This window comes from Candidatus Infernicultor aquiphilus, from assembly GCF_002784285.1.
GTDB lineage: Bacteria > Atribacterota > Phoenicimicrobiia > Phoenicimicrobiales > Phoenicimicrobiaceae > Infernicultor > Infernicultor aquiphilus.
In genome coordinates this window covers 1-16,564 of sequence record NZ_PFKO01000231.1, presented here as the reverse complement: position 1 = coordinate 16,564, position 16,564 = coordinate 1, and the positions used below count along the sequence as shown (strand labels likewise).

The 16,564-nt window shown below is 32.0% G+C and carries 13 protein-coding genes; all 13 read right to left on the bottom strand.

Going from position 1 to position 16,564, the window contains the following annotated elements; all coding sequences use genetic code 11:
- Positions 1-406: COG2426 family protein (locus tag COZ07_RS06170; protein WP_406607699.1), on the bottom strand; the 406-nt coding region annotated here is incomplete at its 3' end.
- A complete protein-coding gene (locus COZ07_RS06165; RefSeq protein ID WP_406607698.1) occupies positions 396-1,223 on the bottom strand; it encodes a purine-nucleoside phosphorylase in 828 nt (275 codons plus the stop codon). The genes COZ07_RS06165 and COZ07_RS06170, both read right to left, overlap by 11 nt.
- A gap of 420 nt (positions 1,224-1,643) precedes the next feature.
- Positions 1,644-2,540: a site-specific tyrosine recombinase gene (xerD, locus tag COZ07_RS06160; protein WP_406607697.1), complete on the bottom strand. Its 897-nt coding sequence runs from the start codon at positions 2,538-2,540 to the stop codon at positions 1,644-1,646.
- A 59-nt stretch (positions 2,541-2,599) separates the two neighbouring features.
- On the bottom strand, positions 2,600-4,099 hold the full coding sequence (locus COZ07_RS06155; protein WP_406607696.1) for a DUF3048 domain-containing protein: 1,500 nt from the start codon (positions 4,097-4,099) through the stop codon (positions 2,600-2,602).
- Between the two features lie 301 nt (positions 4,100-4,400).
- Positions 4,401-4,811 (bottom strand): biopolymer transporter ExbD, encoded by a 411-nt coding sequence (locus COZ07_RS06150; protein WP_406607695.1) that lies wholly within the window; start codon positions 4,809-4,811, stop codon positions 4,401-4,403.
- The gene (locus tag COZ07_RS06145; protein ID WP_406607694.1) at positions 4,789-5,469 is read right to left on the bottom strand and encodes a MotA/TolQ/ExbB proton channel family protein; all 681 of its coding nucleotides are present in this window, start codon (positions 5,467-5,469) and stop codon (positions 4,789-4,791) included. The genes COZ07_RS06150 and COZ07_RS06145 overlap by 23 nt, the downstream gene beginning before the upstream one ends.
- A gap of 256 nt (positions 5,470-5,725) precedes the next feature.
- The gene (locus tag COZ07_RS06140; protein ID WP_406607693.1) at positions 5,726-9,361 is read right to left on the bottom strand and encodes a tetratricopeptide repeat protein; all 3,636 of its coding nucleotides are present in this window, start codon (positions 9,359-9,361) and stop codon (positions 5,726-5,728) included.
- Between the two features lie 131 nt (positions 9,362-9,492).
- The gene (gene obgE / locus COZ07_RS06135) at positions 9,493-10,776 is read right to left on the bottom strand and encodes an Obg family GTPase (protein ID WP_406607692.1); all 1,284 of its coding nucleotides are present in this window, start codon (positions 10,774-10,776) and stop codon (positions 9,493-9,495) included.
- Between the two features lie 128 nt (positions 10,777-10,904).
- A complete protein-coding gene (gene rpmA, locus COZ07_RS06130) occupies positions 10,905-11,165 on the bottom strand; it encodes a bL27 family ribosomal protein (protein ID WP_406607691.1) in 261 nt (86 codons plus the stop codon).
- Positions 11,166-11,261: 96 nt separating this feature from the next.
- On the bottom strand, positions 11,262-11,573 hold the full coding sequence (rplU, locus tag COZ07_RS06125) for a bL21 family ribosomal protein (protein ID WP_406607690.1): 312 nt from the start codon (positions 11,571-11,573) through the stop codon (positions 11,262-11,264).
- A 223-nt stretch (positions 11,574-11,796) separates the two neighbouring features.
- Entirely contained in the window at positions 11,797-13,350 is a 1,554-nt protein-coding gene (locus tag COZ07_RS06120; RefSeq protein ID WP_406607689.1) for an Rne/Rng family ribonuclease, read from the bottom strand.
- 125 nt (positions 13,351-13,475) lie between these two features.
- Positions 13,476-14,201: a DUF2344 domain-containing protein gene (locus COZ07_RS06115; RefSeq protein WP_406607688.1), complete on the bottom strand. Its 726-nt coding sequence runs from the start codon at positions 14,199-14,201 to the stop codon at positions 13,476-13,478.
- Between the two features lie 298 nt (positions 14,202-14,499).
- Positions 14,500-16,317, bottom strand: coding sequence for a TIGR03960 family B12-binding radical SAM protein (locus COZ07_RS06110; RefSeq protein WP_406607687.1), 1,818 nt, complete (start codon positions 16,315-16,317; stop codon positions 14,500-14,502).
- Positions 16,318-16,564: the final 247 nt, after the last annotated feature.

The following is a 16,564-nucleotide window of genomic DNA, read 5'->3' as shown; positions in this document are numbered from 1 at the left end:
CAATTATAATTCCTCCTACTATGGCAGGAAAAGCATACCAAAATCTTATTCCAAAGACAAATGCAGCAATCGAACCAGTCCAGGCTCCTGTTCCAGGAAGCGGAACAGCCACAAAGACCAACAAAAATAATGCCCCATATTTTTCAAATTTTTCCTCATATTGATGCGTTCTTTTAAAGAGCCATTTAAAGAATATATTCAAGAAATGCCATCGACATAAAAAATCCGAAAAAGGTTTTAAATAAAGTAATAAAAAAATTACCGGCACTATATTTCCCAATACTGCAAAGAAATAAGCCGGAAAAACAGGCATTTTATAAATTGTTAAGGCTATGGGAATAGCCCCTCTTAATTCAGTAATAGGCAAAGCAGATATGAAAGCTATTTTTAAAATATTAATAATCAATTTTTTGAATTACCTTTTTTACTAATTTGGTCATAATTGGTTCAGCATCAGAAGCTGCTTTTAATATTTCCTCTAAGCCAGTCTTTACTACTACTCCATTTATAGCTAAATCGGTGATGCAAGAAATACCCAACACTTTCATTCCCATGTGATTTGCTACTATAACCTCTGGAACAGTGGACATACCCACTGCATCTGCTCCTATTTTTATTAAAAACCTATACTCAGCCGGAGTTTCCAAAGTAGGACCAGTTAAACCTACATATATTCCTTGATGCAATTTAATCTTTTCTTTTAAAGCTACCTTTAGAGTTAATTCAACAAGTTTTCGGTCATAAGCTTCAGACATATCTGGAAATCTTAGCCCTAATTCTTCATCATTGGGACCAATTAAAGGGTTATCTCCAAATAAATTTATATGATCGGTGATAAGCATTAAATCACCTCTTTTAAAAAATCGATTCATCCCTCCTGCTGCATTGGAAATAATGATTACCTCTGCACCTAACTTTTTCATTACCCTTACCGGAAAGGTGACTTCTTTTAAGTTATAGCCTTCATAATAATGAAATCTTCCTTGCATGGCTACAACTTCTTTATTTTCTAATTTTCCTAAAACTAAGTTGCCACCATGGCCTTGAACTGTAGAGATAGGGAAATTAGGAATATCACTATATGGTATAATTTCTTTTTCTTGGATATCTTCTGCTAATCTTCCTAATCCGGTTCCCAAAATAATAGCTATTTTTGGTTTAATATTACTTTTTTGATTAATAAATTCAACACTTTCAGTAATTTTTGCTTTTAAATCTTCCACTTTTATTCTACTCCCTTATATTCTTTAAATCATTTAACTATTTTTATTTATTAGGTAGCCAGTTTGCAAACAAATCGTGTCATGTGACGAGTCACGAGATACAAGATACGATTATTTTATTCTGGCTCCTGGCTTCTTCCTTCTATTTTCTTAACTATCTAACCAAGTAACTAGTAGAGCGTTTCCTAAATAATGTTACAATGATTTGTCATTGCGAGTGATAGCGAAGCAATCTCAAGTCCTTACAAATAAAGGGATTGCTTCGTCGCTTTACTCCTCGCAATGACAGAAAAAAATGTAAAGACATTTAGGAAACGAACTACTATATGCTAAATATGTCTCTGGCTTCCTTCTTCTTCTCTATTTACTATACGTTCTTCCTCTTCACTATATACTATATACCATATACTATATACTGTTTTATGTTCTTGGAAAAGCCCTATAATATTCCTCACTAACCCATTTTCTGCTTACATGGGTATAAATTTGAGTAGTAGAAATATCTGAGTGCCCTAACATCTCTTGAACTGACCTGAGATCTGCTCCATTTTCTAATAAGTGGGTAGCTAAGGTGTGCCTTAAGGTATGGGGAGTGACTTTCTTCTCTATTCCAGCTTTTCGAACATATTTTTTAACTAAATAAAATATCCCCTGCCGAGAAAGTCTTTCTCCTCGACTATTTAAAAACAAAATATCCTCATTCGGATTTTTAACTAATTTTGGTCTTACTTTATCAAGATATAAACGTAAAGACTCATCTGCCTTACTCCCAAAAGGAATGATTCGTTCCTTAGAGCCCTTCCCCAGACATTTTAACATACGATTTTCCATATTTATATCCTCAATTTTTAAGTATATTAGTTCTGAAACCCTCATGCCAGTGGCGTAAAGTAACTCTAATATAGCCTGGTCTCTTAGGCCCAGATTACTTTTAAAGTTAGCTTGATCTAATAAAAGATTTATCTCTCTCAAACTCAGAACATGAGGAAGCTTCTTGCTCATCCGGGGAAATTCAATCAGGCCGGTAATGTCTTCTTTGATAAAACCTTCTATTAATAAAAAGCGATAAAGCATCTTCACCGCCACTAAATTTCTAGATATTGAATTAATCTCTAAATTTTTTTTTCTTAAAAAAACAAAATAATTATTGACTAAATCTTTCTTGGTCTGATTAAAAGAACTAATCTTATTCTTTTTTAAAAAATTAATATATTTTATCAAATCATATCTATAAGAGATTATAGTATTTTGAGCTAAACCTCTTTCAATGGTCAGATAATCTAAAAAACATTCTAAAATTTCTTCTAATTTTTTCATCTTATAATATTTTTATATATTTAGGACCAATTTTGCAGTTGGTATAAAATTGGTCACTTTTAGTACTGTACTCCTAAATCTGTAGGTACTATTTGTATCCAAACATTTCCTGGAGTTAAAGCTATCCTATTCCCTTCCTTATCTAAAAATACAGTTCTTGATTCTAGATCTTGTTTTTCCCAGGTAATTTCTTCCGAACTGCCTTTAAAAAATAATAATCCTTTTCCTTTACCAATAAAATCTACTGCTAATCTTCCCTCTTCATCAATAATTTTAGTTTTAGTAAATTGAATTATAATATTATCTACCGCTAATTGCTTTTTGGTCTTGGCATCTATATGGGGTTCATTGTTTATAAATCTTAGATATTTCATCGATTCGGGTTGATATTTATAACTTACCGTATAATCATTATTGTAAGGAATTACTATAGAATTATTTTGTCTACCAGTCAATTTTTCATTGCTCTCGGTTTCAAATTGATAATCTTGCTTCTTTATCATTTCAACATAACCCAATTTATTAGCTTCTTCTCTCAATTTGATGGTAGAGGTGTATAAATTATGAGGCGGTTGTCGGTCTTGAGTTCTCCAAAAGGGTTGAAAATCTACAAATTCATTTATATCATCTATCCTCTCTTCTTTTATGAAATTATATGCTTCTTCACTTCCTCCAATATGAACATAAATTGCTTGATGCTCTAAAGATTTACTCACAAAATAAGGTCTTGCACTCCTTACTGGTCCAACTACTTCTGCCTCCTGGTCATAATAAAAGGCTAAAAATCTAGTAATTCCACCTTCTGCTAAAACTTCATACACAATATTTGCCTTATCCAAACCAGTTTGTGGTCTGGCCCCCGCTGAATTTTCAATCATAATAGAAAGAGGTCTACTCCCAAAAGGAGATTCTTTCTCTTTCGTCTCTGGTAGAGCACTAATTTCTCCCAGGTTTACTGTAGTACCATAAGTTGCTTCAATATTCTCTACTTGTTTTTCACCCAAACTAATTTTAAGCTGTGATTCACCTGGTTCGAATATTTCTCCCTTTACTTCTTTTCTACTGGCTATAACCTGATTAAAATATTCAGTAGAAACATTTATATCCTGCCCTAAGGACTCCTTGGTTTGGACTGACGGGACTACTGATTGAGGTTTACTTTCCACCTGAGGAGTTTTAACTTCTACCTTGGGTATACCTTCAGTTACGGTTAATTCCTCCTTTTTAATTACCTTTGTCTCTGTTTTTTCTTCCATTATCTTAGGTGGTTCAGGAGAAACTGGAGTAACTTTTGGTTTAACTTCCAATTGAGCAACTGTCTTTTTTACAGTAATCTCTGGTTTTTTTGATTCCGGTTGTTTTGGAGCAGGAAGTTCGATTAAGCTAACTAAGGTAAGCTCTTCTTCCTTCGGGAAAGGTCTGTTAAAATTAAAAGCAATCATATTCCCAAAAGCATATAATAACATAATATTAAGTATAATTGAGATTAGAAACGATCTTCCTAAATAACTTTTTTTACTCTGTTCTAAACGTTTTGTTCTATAACTATATCTGGACATTTATTATTTATACCTCAATTTTAATTCACCAATTTACCAATTTACCAATTCTCCAATTTACCAATTAATTAAGTCTAAAATCCCACCAGTATTCCGGTCTGCCGTTCAATTTAGTTAACCAGTTATCCGGTTTACCAGTAAAATGTGTAATATGTGATGTGTAATAAGTAACCTGTTTTTGTAAATTCAGAACTATAATCTTATTACTCATTACCTATTACTCATCACTGTGTTTCTATATGCTAAACGCTACCCGCTCTACGCTATACTATATACCATATACTATATACTAATTTATTCACTACTTCTTTTTAGTCGGTTGAGTGGCAATGGCAATTTTATCTGCTCCTCCCTTTTTAAGTAAATCCATTACACTGATTACTTTTCCATGCAGCACATTTTTATCTGCCTCCAATACTACTATTTTTTCAGGTTCTTTTTTTAATTCTGTAGCTATACTTTCAGTAATTTTTAAAGGATCTATTAATTTTCCGTTCAAATAAATAGTATTATCTTCAGTAATAGTTACAGTAATATTTTTCGATGGCTCTACAGCAGCAAAATCTCCACTTGGTAAATTTATTTTTACTCTATTTTCTAAATTTACAAATGTGGTAGTCACCATAAAAAATATTAATAGTTGAAAGACTATATCAATTAAGGGCGTTAAATCAAAACTGGCACTTTTTTTATTCGGATGATGAAACTTCATATTCTACTTCACCGCCTTGATTAATATTATTTTGAACAACCTCATTATGATTAATTTCCTGGCTAGTTAGAAGATCTAGAAGATCTATACAACTTATTTCCATCTCTCTTATTAATTTTTCTACCCGATGTGATAAATAATTATAAGCTACAATAGTCGGTATAGCTACCGATAATCCAAAGGCAGTAGTAAGCAAAGCTACTGAAATCCCTCCTGCTAATGCTTCTGGGTTACCGACTCCCATTAAGGTGATTACATTAAAGGACTGAATCATACCAAAAACTGTTCCTAAAAGCCCTAATAAAGGAGCAATATTACTAATGGTAGAAAGAGTGGACAGATTACCTTCTAATAAAGGAATCTCTTGGCTAGCTCTATCTTCGATTGCTTCTTTTATTTCTTCTCGTCTCCGGCCAAATTTCATTAAACCAGTCAACATAATCTTAGCTATAGGAGTAGGATTTTTACGACAGGAAGAAATAGCTAATTCAATACTCCCCTTTTTAACAAAATTTTTAACTCGAAAAACAAATTTATTACTTTTAGTTTTAATGCTTTTTAAATAGAACATTCTTTCAAAGAAAATAGAAATTGCCAATAATGAACATATTAAAATGGGGTACATTAAGAACCCACCTTTTATCATAAATTCAAACATTAAATATTTGCCCCCTCTTTTTTATTTTTTAACATATTTTAATTCACCAATTCTCCAATTCTCCAATTCTCCAATTGAACAATTTACCAATTAATTTAGTTATCTGGTTATCTGGTTACCCAGTCTGCCAGTAAGTTGTGTAATATGTGACGTGTAATAAGTAACCTGCTTTTGTAAATTCAGAACTATGATCTTATTACTCATTACAGATTACTTATCACTTTATTTCTCCACGCTAAACGCTATCCGCCATATTCTATTCTTTCTGTAATACTTTCAATCTCTCCTGAGCCTTTTCTAGATATGAACTCTGAGGAAATTTTGAAATTAAAAGCTGATAATCATTAATAGCTTTTTCTCGATTCTCTAATTTTTCCCAACAAACTGCCTTTATATATAAGATATCCTCTCCATATTTTAGATTAGAATAATCCTGTAAATAATTCTCTCCGGCCTGGATAGCTTTTTCATATTCATCTTTTTTAAAATAAGATAGGCATAGACCATACCAAGCTTCAGATAAATATTGACTATCAGGATATTCTCTGACTAATCTTTCTAAATTAATAATACTGTCTATCCATTTTTCCTCTTGTAAAGATATTTGGCTTATTAAATATAAGGCTTCTGCTTTAAAATCACTCTTAGTATAACTATTTATGAATTTTTCCAGTTCTGTTTTCGCCATTTCTTTCTTCATTAAAAGAAAATAGTTTTTGCCTATCCTAAATCGTGCTTCTTCAATAAATTTACTATTAGGATAAATAATTATAAGTTTTTTAAATTCCTCTACTGAGGCTTCATATTCTTTATTTTCCAGATAAGACCAAGCAATGGCATATTGAGCATTTACTGATAATTCTGCATTAGGATACTTTTCTATAAATTGTCTATATGCTTCTTGGGCTTTTTGGTAATCCTTAAGGTTATACCATGATTCTGCGGCCATAAACTTAGCTCTTTGCGCTATAGTTAAATTTCCTTCCTTTTCCTCAACCTGATTAAAATATTCATTTGCCTTCTGGTAATTGGTTAATTTAAAATAACTCCACCCCATCCAATAGTAACTTTCCGTAACCAAAGATGAATCAGGAAAAGATTGAATAATTTTTTCAAATTCCTCAATTGCTTCTTTATATTTACTCTGATTATAATAAGAATTACCTAATTTAAAATATGCTTCTTGAGAAAATTCACTCTGAGGGTAATTTTTCTTCAATTCTTCAAATGCTGAAATCTCTCCTTCTTGATCCCCTAATTCTTCAGAGGCCTTTCCTCTCCAATAAATCGCTTCAGCTGTAGATACTTTTTTAAATTCAGATAAAGCTAATTTATATTCTTTTAAATCATACAAATTTTTACCTAGCTCAAAATAAGCAGATTCAATAAGTTCATTTTGCGGATATCTCTCTATAAATTCTTGAAATTCTAAAACTGCTTTTTCTTTGTCTCCCTGAAGAGAATAGGCTAAGCCTAAATCAAAACTAGCTTTTGCTAATAAAGAATCTCCCAGCTTAAGTTGTTTTAAATTCTCCAGATTTTCAATAGATTTATTATATTCTTTTAAATTAAGGTAGCAGCGAGCTAATAAATACTGTGCCTCACCTTTTTTGGCCTCCTCTATTCCTGATGTTGAAATTATATCTTCTAATTGCGCTATAGCTTCTTCAAATTTATCTTGCTTAAATAAACTTAAACCCTCAAAATATTTTACTTCATTAACTAATTCAAATTCTGGAAAGAGAGATAACATTTTTTTAAAGACCTCTTCTGCCTCTTTATATTGATCAGATCTAAAATAAGCCTGGCCTAATAAGTAATATACCTCTCCTATCTCTTTCCCCTGCTCTTCGGGATATTTTTCAATAAATTCCTCATCTATCTTGATTACTTCTGGGTAATTTTCTGCTTTAAAATATGATTTTCCCAATTTATACCTAGCTTGTAAGGCTAAATTACTATCCGGAAAATCTTTTAACAATTTTAAAAACTTCTCAGTTGCCTCTGGATATTCCTCTAATAAATAATAACACCAGCCACTACCTAAAAGAGCGTCATCAGTATATTCATTTATCACTGAATCAGTCACTACTCGCTCATATTCCACTTGAGCTATCTTATATTCTCCCTTTTGGAAATAACATTCAGCCAATAGATATCGAGCATTAGGATAATCACTCTTTAAATTAAGGGCTTCTTTAAGTTCCTCCATTGCTACCGTATAATTTTTTAAAGAATAAAATTCATAACCTAATTTATAGTGTTCCTCTGCTTTTTCCTCTTCCCCACTAATTTTTAATGTAGTTACTTTCTCTCTTTCTTCTAAGTATTTATCCATCTGATTAAGTTGATAATAGGAACGAGAAAGAAATTGACGGGCTTTCTCAAATTCAGGATTATAATCTAAAGACTGATTAAATTCTTTGATGGCTTTATCATATTCACCCTTCAAATAATAATCATAACCAGTATTAAAATATTTTAAAGTCTCTCTCCCATATTGTTTCTCCTCTAAACAATTGTTTAAAAAATGTTTAGCTGTATTGTCAAAACTATCTATCTCAATAACCTTTTCCCATTGGGAAATAGAATTATCCAAATCACCTGCTTCATAATAGCTTAAGGCTAAATAATAGTGAGGTTCTTTAAAATTAGGATTTTTCAAAATAGCTAATTTAAAATATGGTATAGCTTCTTCAAAATTCCTCTTTTTATAAGCCAGATAACCTTTTTCGTAATTTTCATAGGTTTCTCGTCCATATTTTTTAGCCTGTTCGTTCTTTTTAATGAACCAGGGAATTTCTTTATTCTGGGGATCTATCCTTAAAACTTCTTCACATTCATCGAGAGAAAGACCTATCTCGCCCATATCATAATAGATTTGAACTAAATATAGATGAGCCTCTAATAAATCAGGATTATATTTTAGAGCAGAATTAAAATACTCGATCGCTTGTTGATGATCTTTTTTGGAATAAAAAGCATATCCTAATCTAAAATAGGCCTGAGCAGCTTTCTCATAAATACCTTTATTCTCCATTTGATTAGCTTCTACCAATTGTATAAATTTATTTAAACTCTCTGCTTCTTTAATAGTCCAATGGGTTCTATTATAAATTTCAGCCAGAAGATAATAACCATCAGCATACTTGGGGTCTATTACTACTGCTCTTTCTCCATATTCAATTGCTTCAGCCCATAATTTCTTACTGGGAAAGTCTGCTCCCTGATATGTAACAATAGCCTTATCTCGAGAATCAAGACATTTATAATAATTACTCAAGGCCTCAAGAGAAGTAGTAGGAATTTCTCCTATTATGGCTTTATCTTGATCAGATAATCCAATATTAAGTTCTTTTAAAATAAAAAAGACTATCTGGTCTTCTAACCCCCAAAGATCAGTCTTTTCTACTACAAAATCCCGAAAAGTAGTAATTTCTCCAGTTGCGACTTCATATTTTTTAAGACTTACCTTTAAATTTGAAGGTGAAGAAAAATAATAATTTCCAAAAAATATTATCTCGACCTTTAAATCCTCATTAATTTGAATTAATAAAGGTTTCTCTAACTCAGTCAAAAGGGGTAATAAGTTATATTTATAATATAAATCTTCTATATCTTGACGTGAGGAACAGGTAATAGCATCAACCTGAGAAAGGTCATTGATCAATATATCAGTCAAGCCTTTACTCAACCAATTCCACTCCGATTGTTGAGTGTGGTCATTAAAATATAAAACACTTATCTTTAGATCAGAAGAGGCTTCCGCAATTTGAACTAAAAAAGAAAAACTTATTAGGAGGCACAGTATAATAATAAAAAAGAAATTTTTTAATAAATACTTTTTGGTTAAAAAAATATTTTCTAAAAGTTTATCGAATTTTTTGGTCATTAATTCACCTTATTAAACTAAAAAAAGTTAAAGCTGCCTGTCTGCGTGCCTGCCTGACCTGTCTGCGTGCAACGCACAGGCAGAAAAGCGAAAAACCATAAATATTATTAATTAATTAATAAAATTATACTCTATTTATTAGAAAAAGTAAAAAACATTCCTTTGATTTTTACTTGATCTCCTTCTTGAATTCCTTTTTTAATTAAAACCTTTTCTAAATTAATTTTTTTGATTATTTTCTGAAAATTTTCTGTTGCCTCTTCATTATTAAAATCGGTCATTGCCACTATTCGTTCAATTTCTGCTCCAGTTACTTCATAAATATTTTCTTTTTTAGAAATTATAAACCGCGGAGTAAATTTATATACTACCTCTTTTTCGGGTAAAACTTGATCAACTTTTTCTTCTTCTTTTAATTTCAGTTTATCTAATAGAGAAGAAAGAGCATAAACCAGTGTATCTATTCCTTCTCTAGTTAAGGCAGAAATTGGGTAAACTTTATAACCTTTTTCACCAAAAGCTTCTTTAAGATAATTCAAATTTTCTTTAGCAGAAGATAAATCACACTTGTTTATAGCTATAATTTGAAATTTTTGAGCTAGTTTTTCACTAAAATTACTTAATTCTTTGTTTATAACCGTAAAATCATGTAAGGGATCCTCTTTTTTTATGGTAGAACCATCGATTAGATGTAATATTATTTGAGTTCTTTCAATATGCTTTAGAAACTTATCTCCTAAACCTATACCCTGATGGGCACCTTCAATCAGTCCTGGAATATCTGCCACTATAAAGCTTTTTGTTTCATCTACCCTCACTACTCCTAAATTGGGATTGACGGTAGTAAAGGGATAGTCAGCAATCTTAGGTTTAGCCGAAGAAATCCGAGAAAGCAAAGTAGATTTTCCAACATTAGGATAGCCAACTAATCCAACATCAGCGATTATTTTAAGACTTAAATACAATTTTTTTTCTTCTCCTGGTTCTCCTTTTTGCGCAAATTTTGGTCCCCTTCTAATGGAACTCTTAAAGCGAAAATTCCCCTGTCCACCTTGTCCTCCTCCCACCGCAGTAATTTTCTGCTCATTTTTAGTTAAGTCTTCTAAAATTATGGAGCTATCTATATCCTCTACTATAGTCCCCAGGGGAACTTTTATAATTAAATCTTTCCCACTTTTACCTGTTTTATTACTTCCCTGACCACTTTCTCCGTTTTGCGCCCTTTGATGCGGGTGATTATAAAGATCCACCAGGGTTCTGACCTTTTCATCAGCTTCTATAATCACATCTCCCCCTTTTCCGCCATCACCTCCATTTGGTCCACCTTTGGGGATATATTTTTCCCTTCTGAAACTTACTGCGCCATTTCCCCCTCTTCCTGCTCTTACTTCTATTTTCACTCTATCTACAAACATAATCTTCTCCTACTAAAAATGAAATTTTTATGACAAATTTAGTGCCAGGCACCTTTTTTGTCATAATACTAAAAAACCCTGAGTTTTACAAAAAAACCCAGGGTTAATTTATAAAATAAACTTTTTCCTTAAGATCTTTCAGTATAAACACAGATTTGTTTCCTATCTTTTCCTTTTCTTTCAAAAGTTACAAATCCTTCAATTAAAGCAAATAAAGTATCATCTTTTCCTCTTCCCACATTTTCTCCAGGAAGAATTTTAGTCCCTCTCTGTCTTACTAAGATACTGCCTGCTTTTATAAATTGACCAGCAAATCGTTTTACTCCTAAATACTGAGGATTACTATCTCTACCATTTCGAACTGAACCTTGACCCTTTTTATGTGCCATAATCCCTCACCTCGCTCTCTTAAAATCTACTTCTATTTAAATTAAATTTATTATCAATATAAATCAATATAAATAATTTTATATTATAGGCTACCTTTATGCTTCTATTTTTTCAATCAAGATTTCGGTATAAGGTTGTCTATGTCCAGTCTTTTTACGATATCTTTTTTTAGATTTATACTTAAAAACTATTATTTTTTTAGCTTTATCGTGCTTCAAAACTTTCCCAATAGCCTTAGCCTTTTCCACTAATGGTCGGCCTATAATATATTCTCCTTCTTTGTTAACCATCAATATTTGATTAAATTCTATTTCTTGGTTTTTTTCTTGGGTTATCTTTTCAATCCTGATAATATCTCCTTCTTTTACCCAGTATTGTTTCCCTCCAGTTGCAATAACTGCTTGCATTCCTCGCCATCCTCCTTGCTTTCTAAACTCGCCCCTGATTAGGTAGCAATCAAAAAATGACTACTTTTAAACCCAACCTGTGCGGATAAAACAGATGCTTATAAAATTTAGCATATATTTATAAAGTTGTCAAATTATTTCGTATTGCGTATTGAGTATTTAGTTAGTTGGTAGATTGGTAGATTATTTAACCAATCAACTAGCTAACCAAGTAACTAGCTAACTAAGTAAACATCTGCTTGATCTTCTTTACTTCTTTTAGTCTACCTACTGCTACTACTTCTATTCTTTCTATATGGATATCTTTGGAAGATTTAATATAGATAGTTTTTTTATTACTTTTTTCTAATTGTTTAATTAGTAACATCTTCGTCCCAGAGAGGGCTTCTTCCACTTTAGGATGTACACCTAATAGAACTGCTTCCGCTCTTGAAGTCTTACATAATTCTTCTAACTTACGTAAAACCATATTGCTTACACTTTCTGAAGATAAAACTCTCCCTGTTCCAGAACAGTAAGGACAAGAAATTCTCAGCATATTTTCCAAATCTCTCCTTGACCTCTTTCGGGTAAGTTCTATCAAACCTAATTCACTATTTTGAACGACATTAGTCTTAGTTTTGTCTTTCTTCAAACTCTCTTCTAATTTCTTTATCAGCTTTTCGATGTCTTCTTGGTTATCCATATCGATAAAATCGATTATAATAATTCCTCCAATATCTCTTAACCTTAACTGAAAACCTATCTCTTCTGCTGCTTGTAAATTAGTCTTCAAAATAGTCCTTCTCATATCTTTTTTACCAACAAATTTACCAGTGTTTACGTCAATTACTGTTAAAGCCTCAGTTTGGTCAAAGACCAAATATCCTCCACACTTAAGCCATACCTTCTTTTGTAAAGCTTTATTAATTTCCTTTTCGATACCATATTCTTCAAATATAGCTTTTTCTCCTTCGTAAAGAGAGACTCTCGGCTCTAATTCTGATAGAGATAGAGTTTTTAAAAACTGTAATACATTTTTATATTCAGTCTTAGAATTGATTAAAATTTCTTCTACCTCTTCGGTAAATAGATCACGAATAATTCGATAAGTGAGGGTTAAGTCCTCATATAATAACATCGGAGCTTTAGTTTTATTTACTTTCCCTTTTATCTTATTCCATAATCTAGTCAAAAAATCTAAATCAGGTAAAAAATCCTCTAATTCTTTACCCCAGGCAGCAGTTCGAATAATCAATCCCGCATTTTTAGGCTTTAGCTTTTGAACAATTTTTTTTAATCTTTCTCTCTCTTTTTCCTCTTCAACTCGGTGGGAAATTCCCATATTTATGTTATTGGGTACCAAAACTAAATATCTACCCGGAAGGCTAATATTGATAGTAACTCGAGCTCCTTTAGGAACTATCGCCTCTTTTACTACTTGCACCATTATCTCTTGACCAACTTTAATTTTATCCAAAGCAAGCTGTGGGGTAATCTCAGTTTCTGTAACTGCCTCTTTATCTTTATCTTGATCAATTATAACTTTGTCGATATGTAAAAAAGCGTTTTTCTCAATTCCAATATCTACAAATGCTGCCTCTATTCCAGGCAAAACATTGGTTACTTTTCCCTTATAGATATTACCAACAATCTTGTCATCTTCAATTCTTTCGATGTGAATTTCCACTAATCGACTATTTTCAATTATCGCCACTCTCTCTTCAGTTAAACCCACATCTATGATTACTCTTTTATTCATTCCAAACTCCTGTTTTACTTTAATATTAATCTTCATCTATCTTACTCTAAATTATTTAATTAGTAAAGATGAGCAAGATTCACTATCAAGATTCACCCTATTCAAATCAACATTTTTTTAATAAAAATTTAAAGCAATTTTATTTGTCTTTTTAATAAAAATTAATCTTCGATAACTTCTTTACCTTTAATATACAATCCATATCTACAAATTTTTTTAATCTCAAAATTATTACCAAAATGAGATAACCAGGCTTTAATTACATATTGAGGATTTAAATTTCCTTCTTGTCCTATATTCAGACCTAAATTAAGTTCTAAAAATTGGTGTTGAATTTTTTTAACTGACATATTTAAAATTGATGGTTTTATATCCATCCTCTTCACCCCTTTTTTAGTCGACTTTTCTACCATAATTTCCTCTAATCTTAAAAAAATTTTAATATCTTTGTCTATCTCTTTCACTAACTCTTTTAATTTACTTTCCCCCTGGTCATCTTCCAAATTTAATAAACTTCCCCTTGATTTTAAATTTATCCAATATGAAGCTTTATCGATTACTTTTACTAAAGAATCGGCAGAGGAGGGGATTATTTTGGCTTCTAATATCTTCAATCCTTCCGGTAAAACTCGGTTTAACCTACCAACTAAGTCCTCAGTTTTTATTCTTTCCTTTAAACGAATATCTAAATATTCAGATGAACTACTGATCCCTAAAGGTAAAGGGGGACCAAAAGATATTCTAAACCGAGGATTAAAACCGCAGGATATAACCACCGGGAGGTTGGCTCTTCTTAAAGCCCGGGTAAAAACCTGAACTAAGTTTAAATGAGAAATATATCTAATAGGTTCATCTTTACTATATTTTACTCTGATTAATTGTTCCAAAATAAAATAAATCTCCTTTTATTCAATTCATCAATTAAATTATAATGTCCAGATTGGCATCGCGTAAATAAATAGTTAAAAACGGGTCGAATAAATTCGACCCCTACACTAAAAAATATACTTTATTTGAAAAAGTTTTGAATTCTGAATTCTGATTTTCTTCACGCAATACGCAATACGCAATACGCACTATGATTATTTTCTATTTTCTGACTTCTAATTTCTATCTTACTATCTCTTTACTATATACTCAATACTGGATACTATATACTAATTATGCTATTCACTAATGACTCATTTAGCATACTCCACAGGAAGTACAAGAATCAAAGCGGCAATCAGGGGTTGTTTCACCTTTTAAAGCTTTTTCCTTTTCCTTGAGTAGGTATTCCTTCTTAACCCCACAAGAGATATGCTCCCAGGGTAAGATTTCATCATCTTCCCGTACTCTATTGACATAAAATTCCATACTAAGTCCACTATCAACAAAGGCTTGTTGCCAGGCTTCAAATTTAAATTGTTCACTCCAGGCATCAAATTTACACCCCAGATAATGGGCTCTTTCTAATACTTCGCCTAATCTCCTATCCCCTCGAGCAAAGACTGCCTCTAAATAACTATGCTTAATATCGGGATAACTAAAGGAAATATTCCTCCAATCTAATCTATCCTTTAAATATCCAATTTTTTTAGATAAACTCTCTCTTGCTTCCTGCGCTTCCCATTGGAAAGGTGTATGGGATTTGGGCACAAAAGCAGATACGCTAATATTTATATTTATTTTCCTCCCCATTATTTCTCTGCCCATGCGGTCAACTTGGTTAACTAACTTGACTATTTCTTCCACATCTTCGTCTGTTTCGGTGGGTAATCCTATCATAAAATAAAGTTTTATCTTTCTCCACCCGGCCTGAAAAGCTGCTCTTATGGATGAATATAAATCCTCCTCTTGAACATTTTTATTGATTACATCTCTTAATCTCTGAGTCCCAACTTCTGGAGCAAAAGTGAGACCAGTCTTCCTGACTCTCTGAACTTGTTGGGCCAAAGCAACCGAAAAAGTATCTATTCTCAAAGAAGGCAAAGAAACTCCCACTCCTTTTTCTTTAAATCGGTCTACCAATTGGGTGATTAATCTTTCTATTTCGCTATAATCACTCGAACTCAAAGATGACAAAGAGATCTCTTCATATCCAGTGTGAGCAAGAATTTCCTCAGCTAATTTAACCAAAGTTCCAACTGATTTTTCTCTTACCGGACGGTAAATTATTCCTGCCTGGCAGAAACGACATCCCCGAGAACACCCCCGAAAAATCTCTAAAGTTATTCTATCATGAACCACATCGATATTAGGGACAATAGGATAAAGAGGATAAAATACTTGATCAAAATTAGAAATAATTCGTTTTTTAATTACTGAACGATATGCTTCTTTTTTAGGAGTAATGGATTTAACTTTTCCGTCTTCAAGATAATCAACCTTATAATGAGAGGGAATATATACCCCCTCTAGATGACCCAATTTTTCTAAGAGTTTAGATCGACTTTGTTTTTTTTCTTTCCATCTTTTATAAACTTCTATAATTTCACCAATAATTTCTTCCCCTTCTCCAATTACAAATAAATCTATAAAGCAGGATAAAGGTTCAGGATTAAAAGCCCCTGGACCACCAGCAATAATCAAGGGATCTTCTTCTTTTCTCGCTGTAGATCTCAGAGGAATACCTCCCAGATCTAAGAGATTCAGAATATTAGAAAAACATAATTCATGTTGAATGGTAAACCCAACTAAATCAAAAGAATTTAAAGCTCTATAGGTTTCTAAAGAAAAAACAGGTATCTGTCGTTCTCTCAATAAATTTTCCATATCTACTGCCGGTGAAAAAATTCGCTCAGCCAGTGCATCATCTCTTTTATTAATAATCTCATACAGAATTTTAAACCCTAAATAACTCATCCCGATTTCGTATAAATCAGGAAAGGCTAAGGCTACTTTAATCGTCGATTTCTTCTCTCTTTTTATTATCTCATTATATTCTTTACCGGTATATCTACCCGGTTTTTCTACTTTATCTAATAATTCCTCAAACAATATTTTTTTTATATTAATATCCAAATTTTTTTCTCCTCATCGAACCCGTTAAAAAATTACTAAATAATCCGGGTCGGATAAATCCGACCCCTACAACTCCTACACCAAAATCAGAGCTCACGATGTCCGTATATTTAATAACTATTTATTAAATATCAATACATAGCGAACCCTTATTAATAACATAAAATATCAATACATAGCGAACTCCTAATGATAACAAAGTATCAAGACATAGCGAACTCTAGAGATCGAACCTTGATAAATCAAT

Excerpts from the sequence above, each read along its gene's own strand:
- COZ07_RS06120 (WP_406607689.1), bottom strand. The coding sequence starts at position 13,350 with ATGAAGATTAATATTAAAGTAAAACAGGAGTTTGGAATGAATAAAAGA.
- COZ07_RS06140 (WP_406607693.1), bottom strand. The coding sequence starts at position 9,361 with ATGACCAAAAAATTCGATAAACTTTTAGAAAATATTTTTTTAACCAAA.
- obgE (WP_406607692.1), bottom strand. The coding sequence starts at position 10,776 with ATGTTTGTAGATAGAGTGAAAATAGAAGTAAGAGCAGGAAGAGGGGGA.
- xerD (WP_406607697.1), bottom strand. The coding sequence starts at position 2,540 with ATGAAAAAATTAGAAGAAATTTTAGAATGTTTTTTAGATTATCTGACC.
- COZ07_RS06155 (WP_406607696.1), bottom strand. The coding sequence starts at position 4,099 with ATGTCCAGATATAGTTATAGAACAAAACGTTTAGAACAGAGTAAAAAA.
- COZ07_RS06150 (WP_406607695.1), bottom strand. The coding sequence starts at position 4,811 with ATGAAGTTTCATCATCCGAATAAAAAAAGTGCCAGTTTTGATTTAACG.
- rplU (WP_406607690.1), bottom strand. The coding sequence starts at position 11,573 with ATGCAAGCAGTTATTGCAACTGGAGGGAAACAATACTGGGTAAAAGAA.
- rpmA (WP_406607691.1), bottom strand. The coding sequence starts at position 11,165 with ATGGCACATAAAAAGGGTCAAGGTTCAGTTCGAAATGGTAGAGATAGT.
- COZ07_RS06145 (WP_406607694.1), bottom strand. The coding sequence starts at position 5,469 with ATGTTTGAATTTATGATAAAAGGTGGGTTCTTAATGTACCCCATTTTA.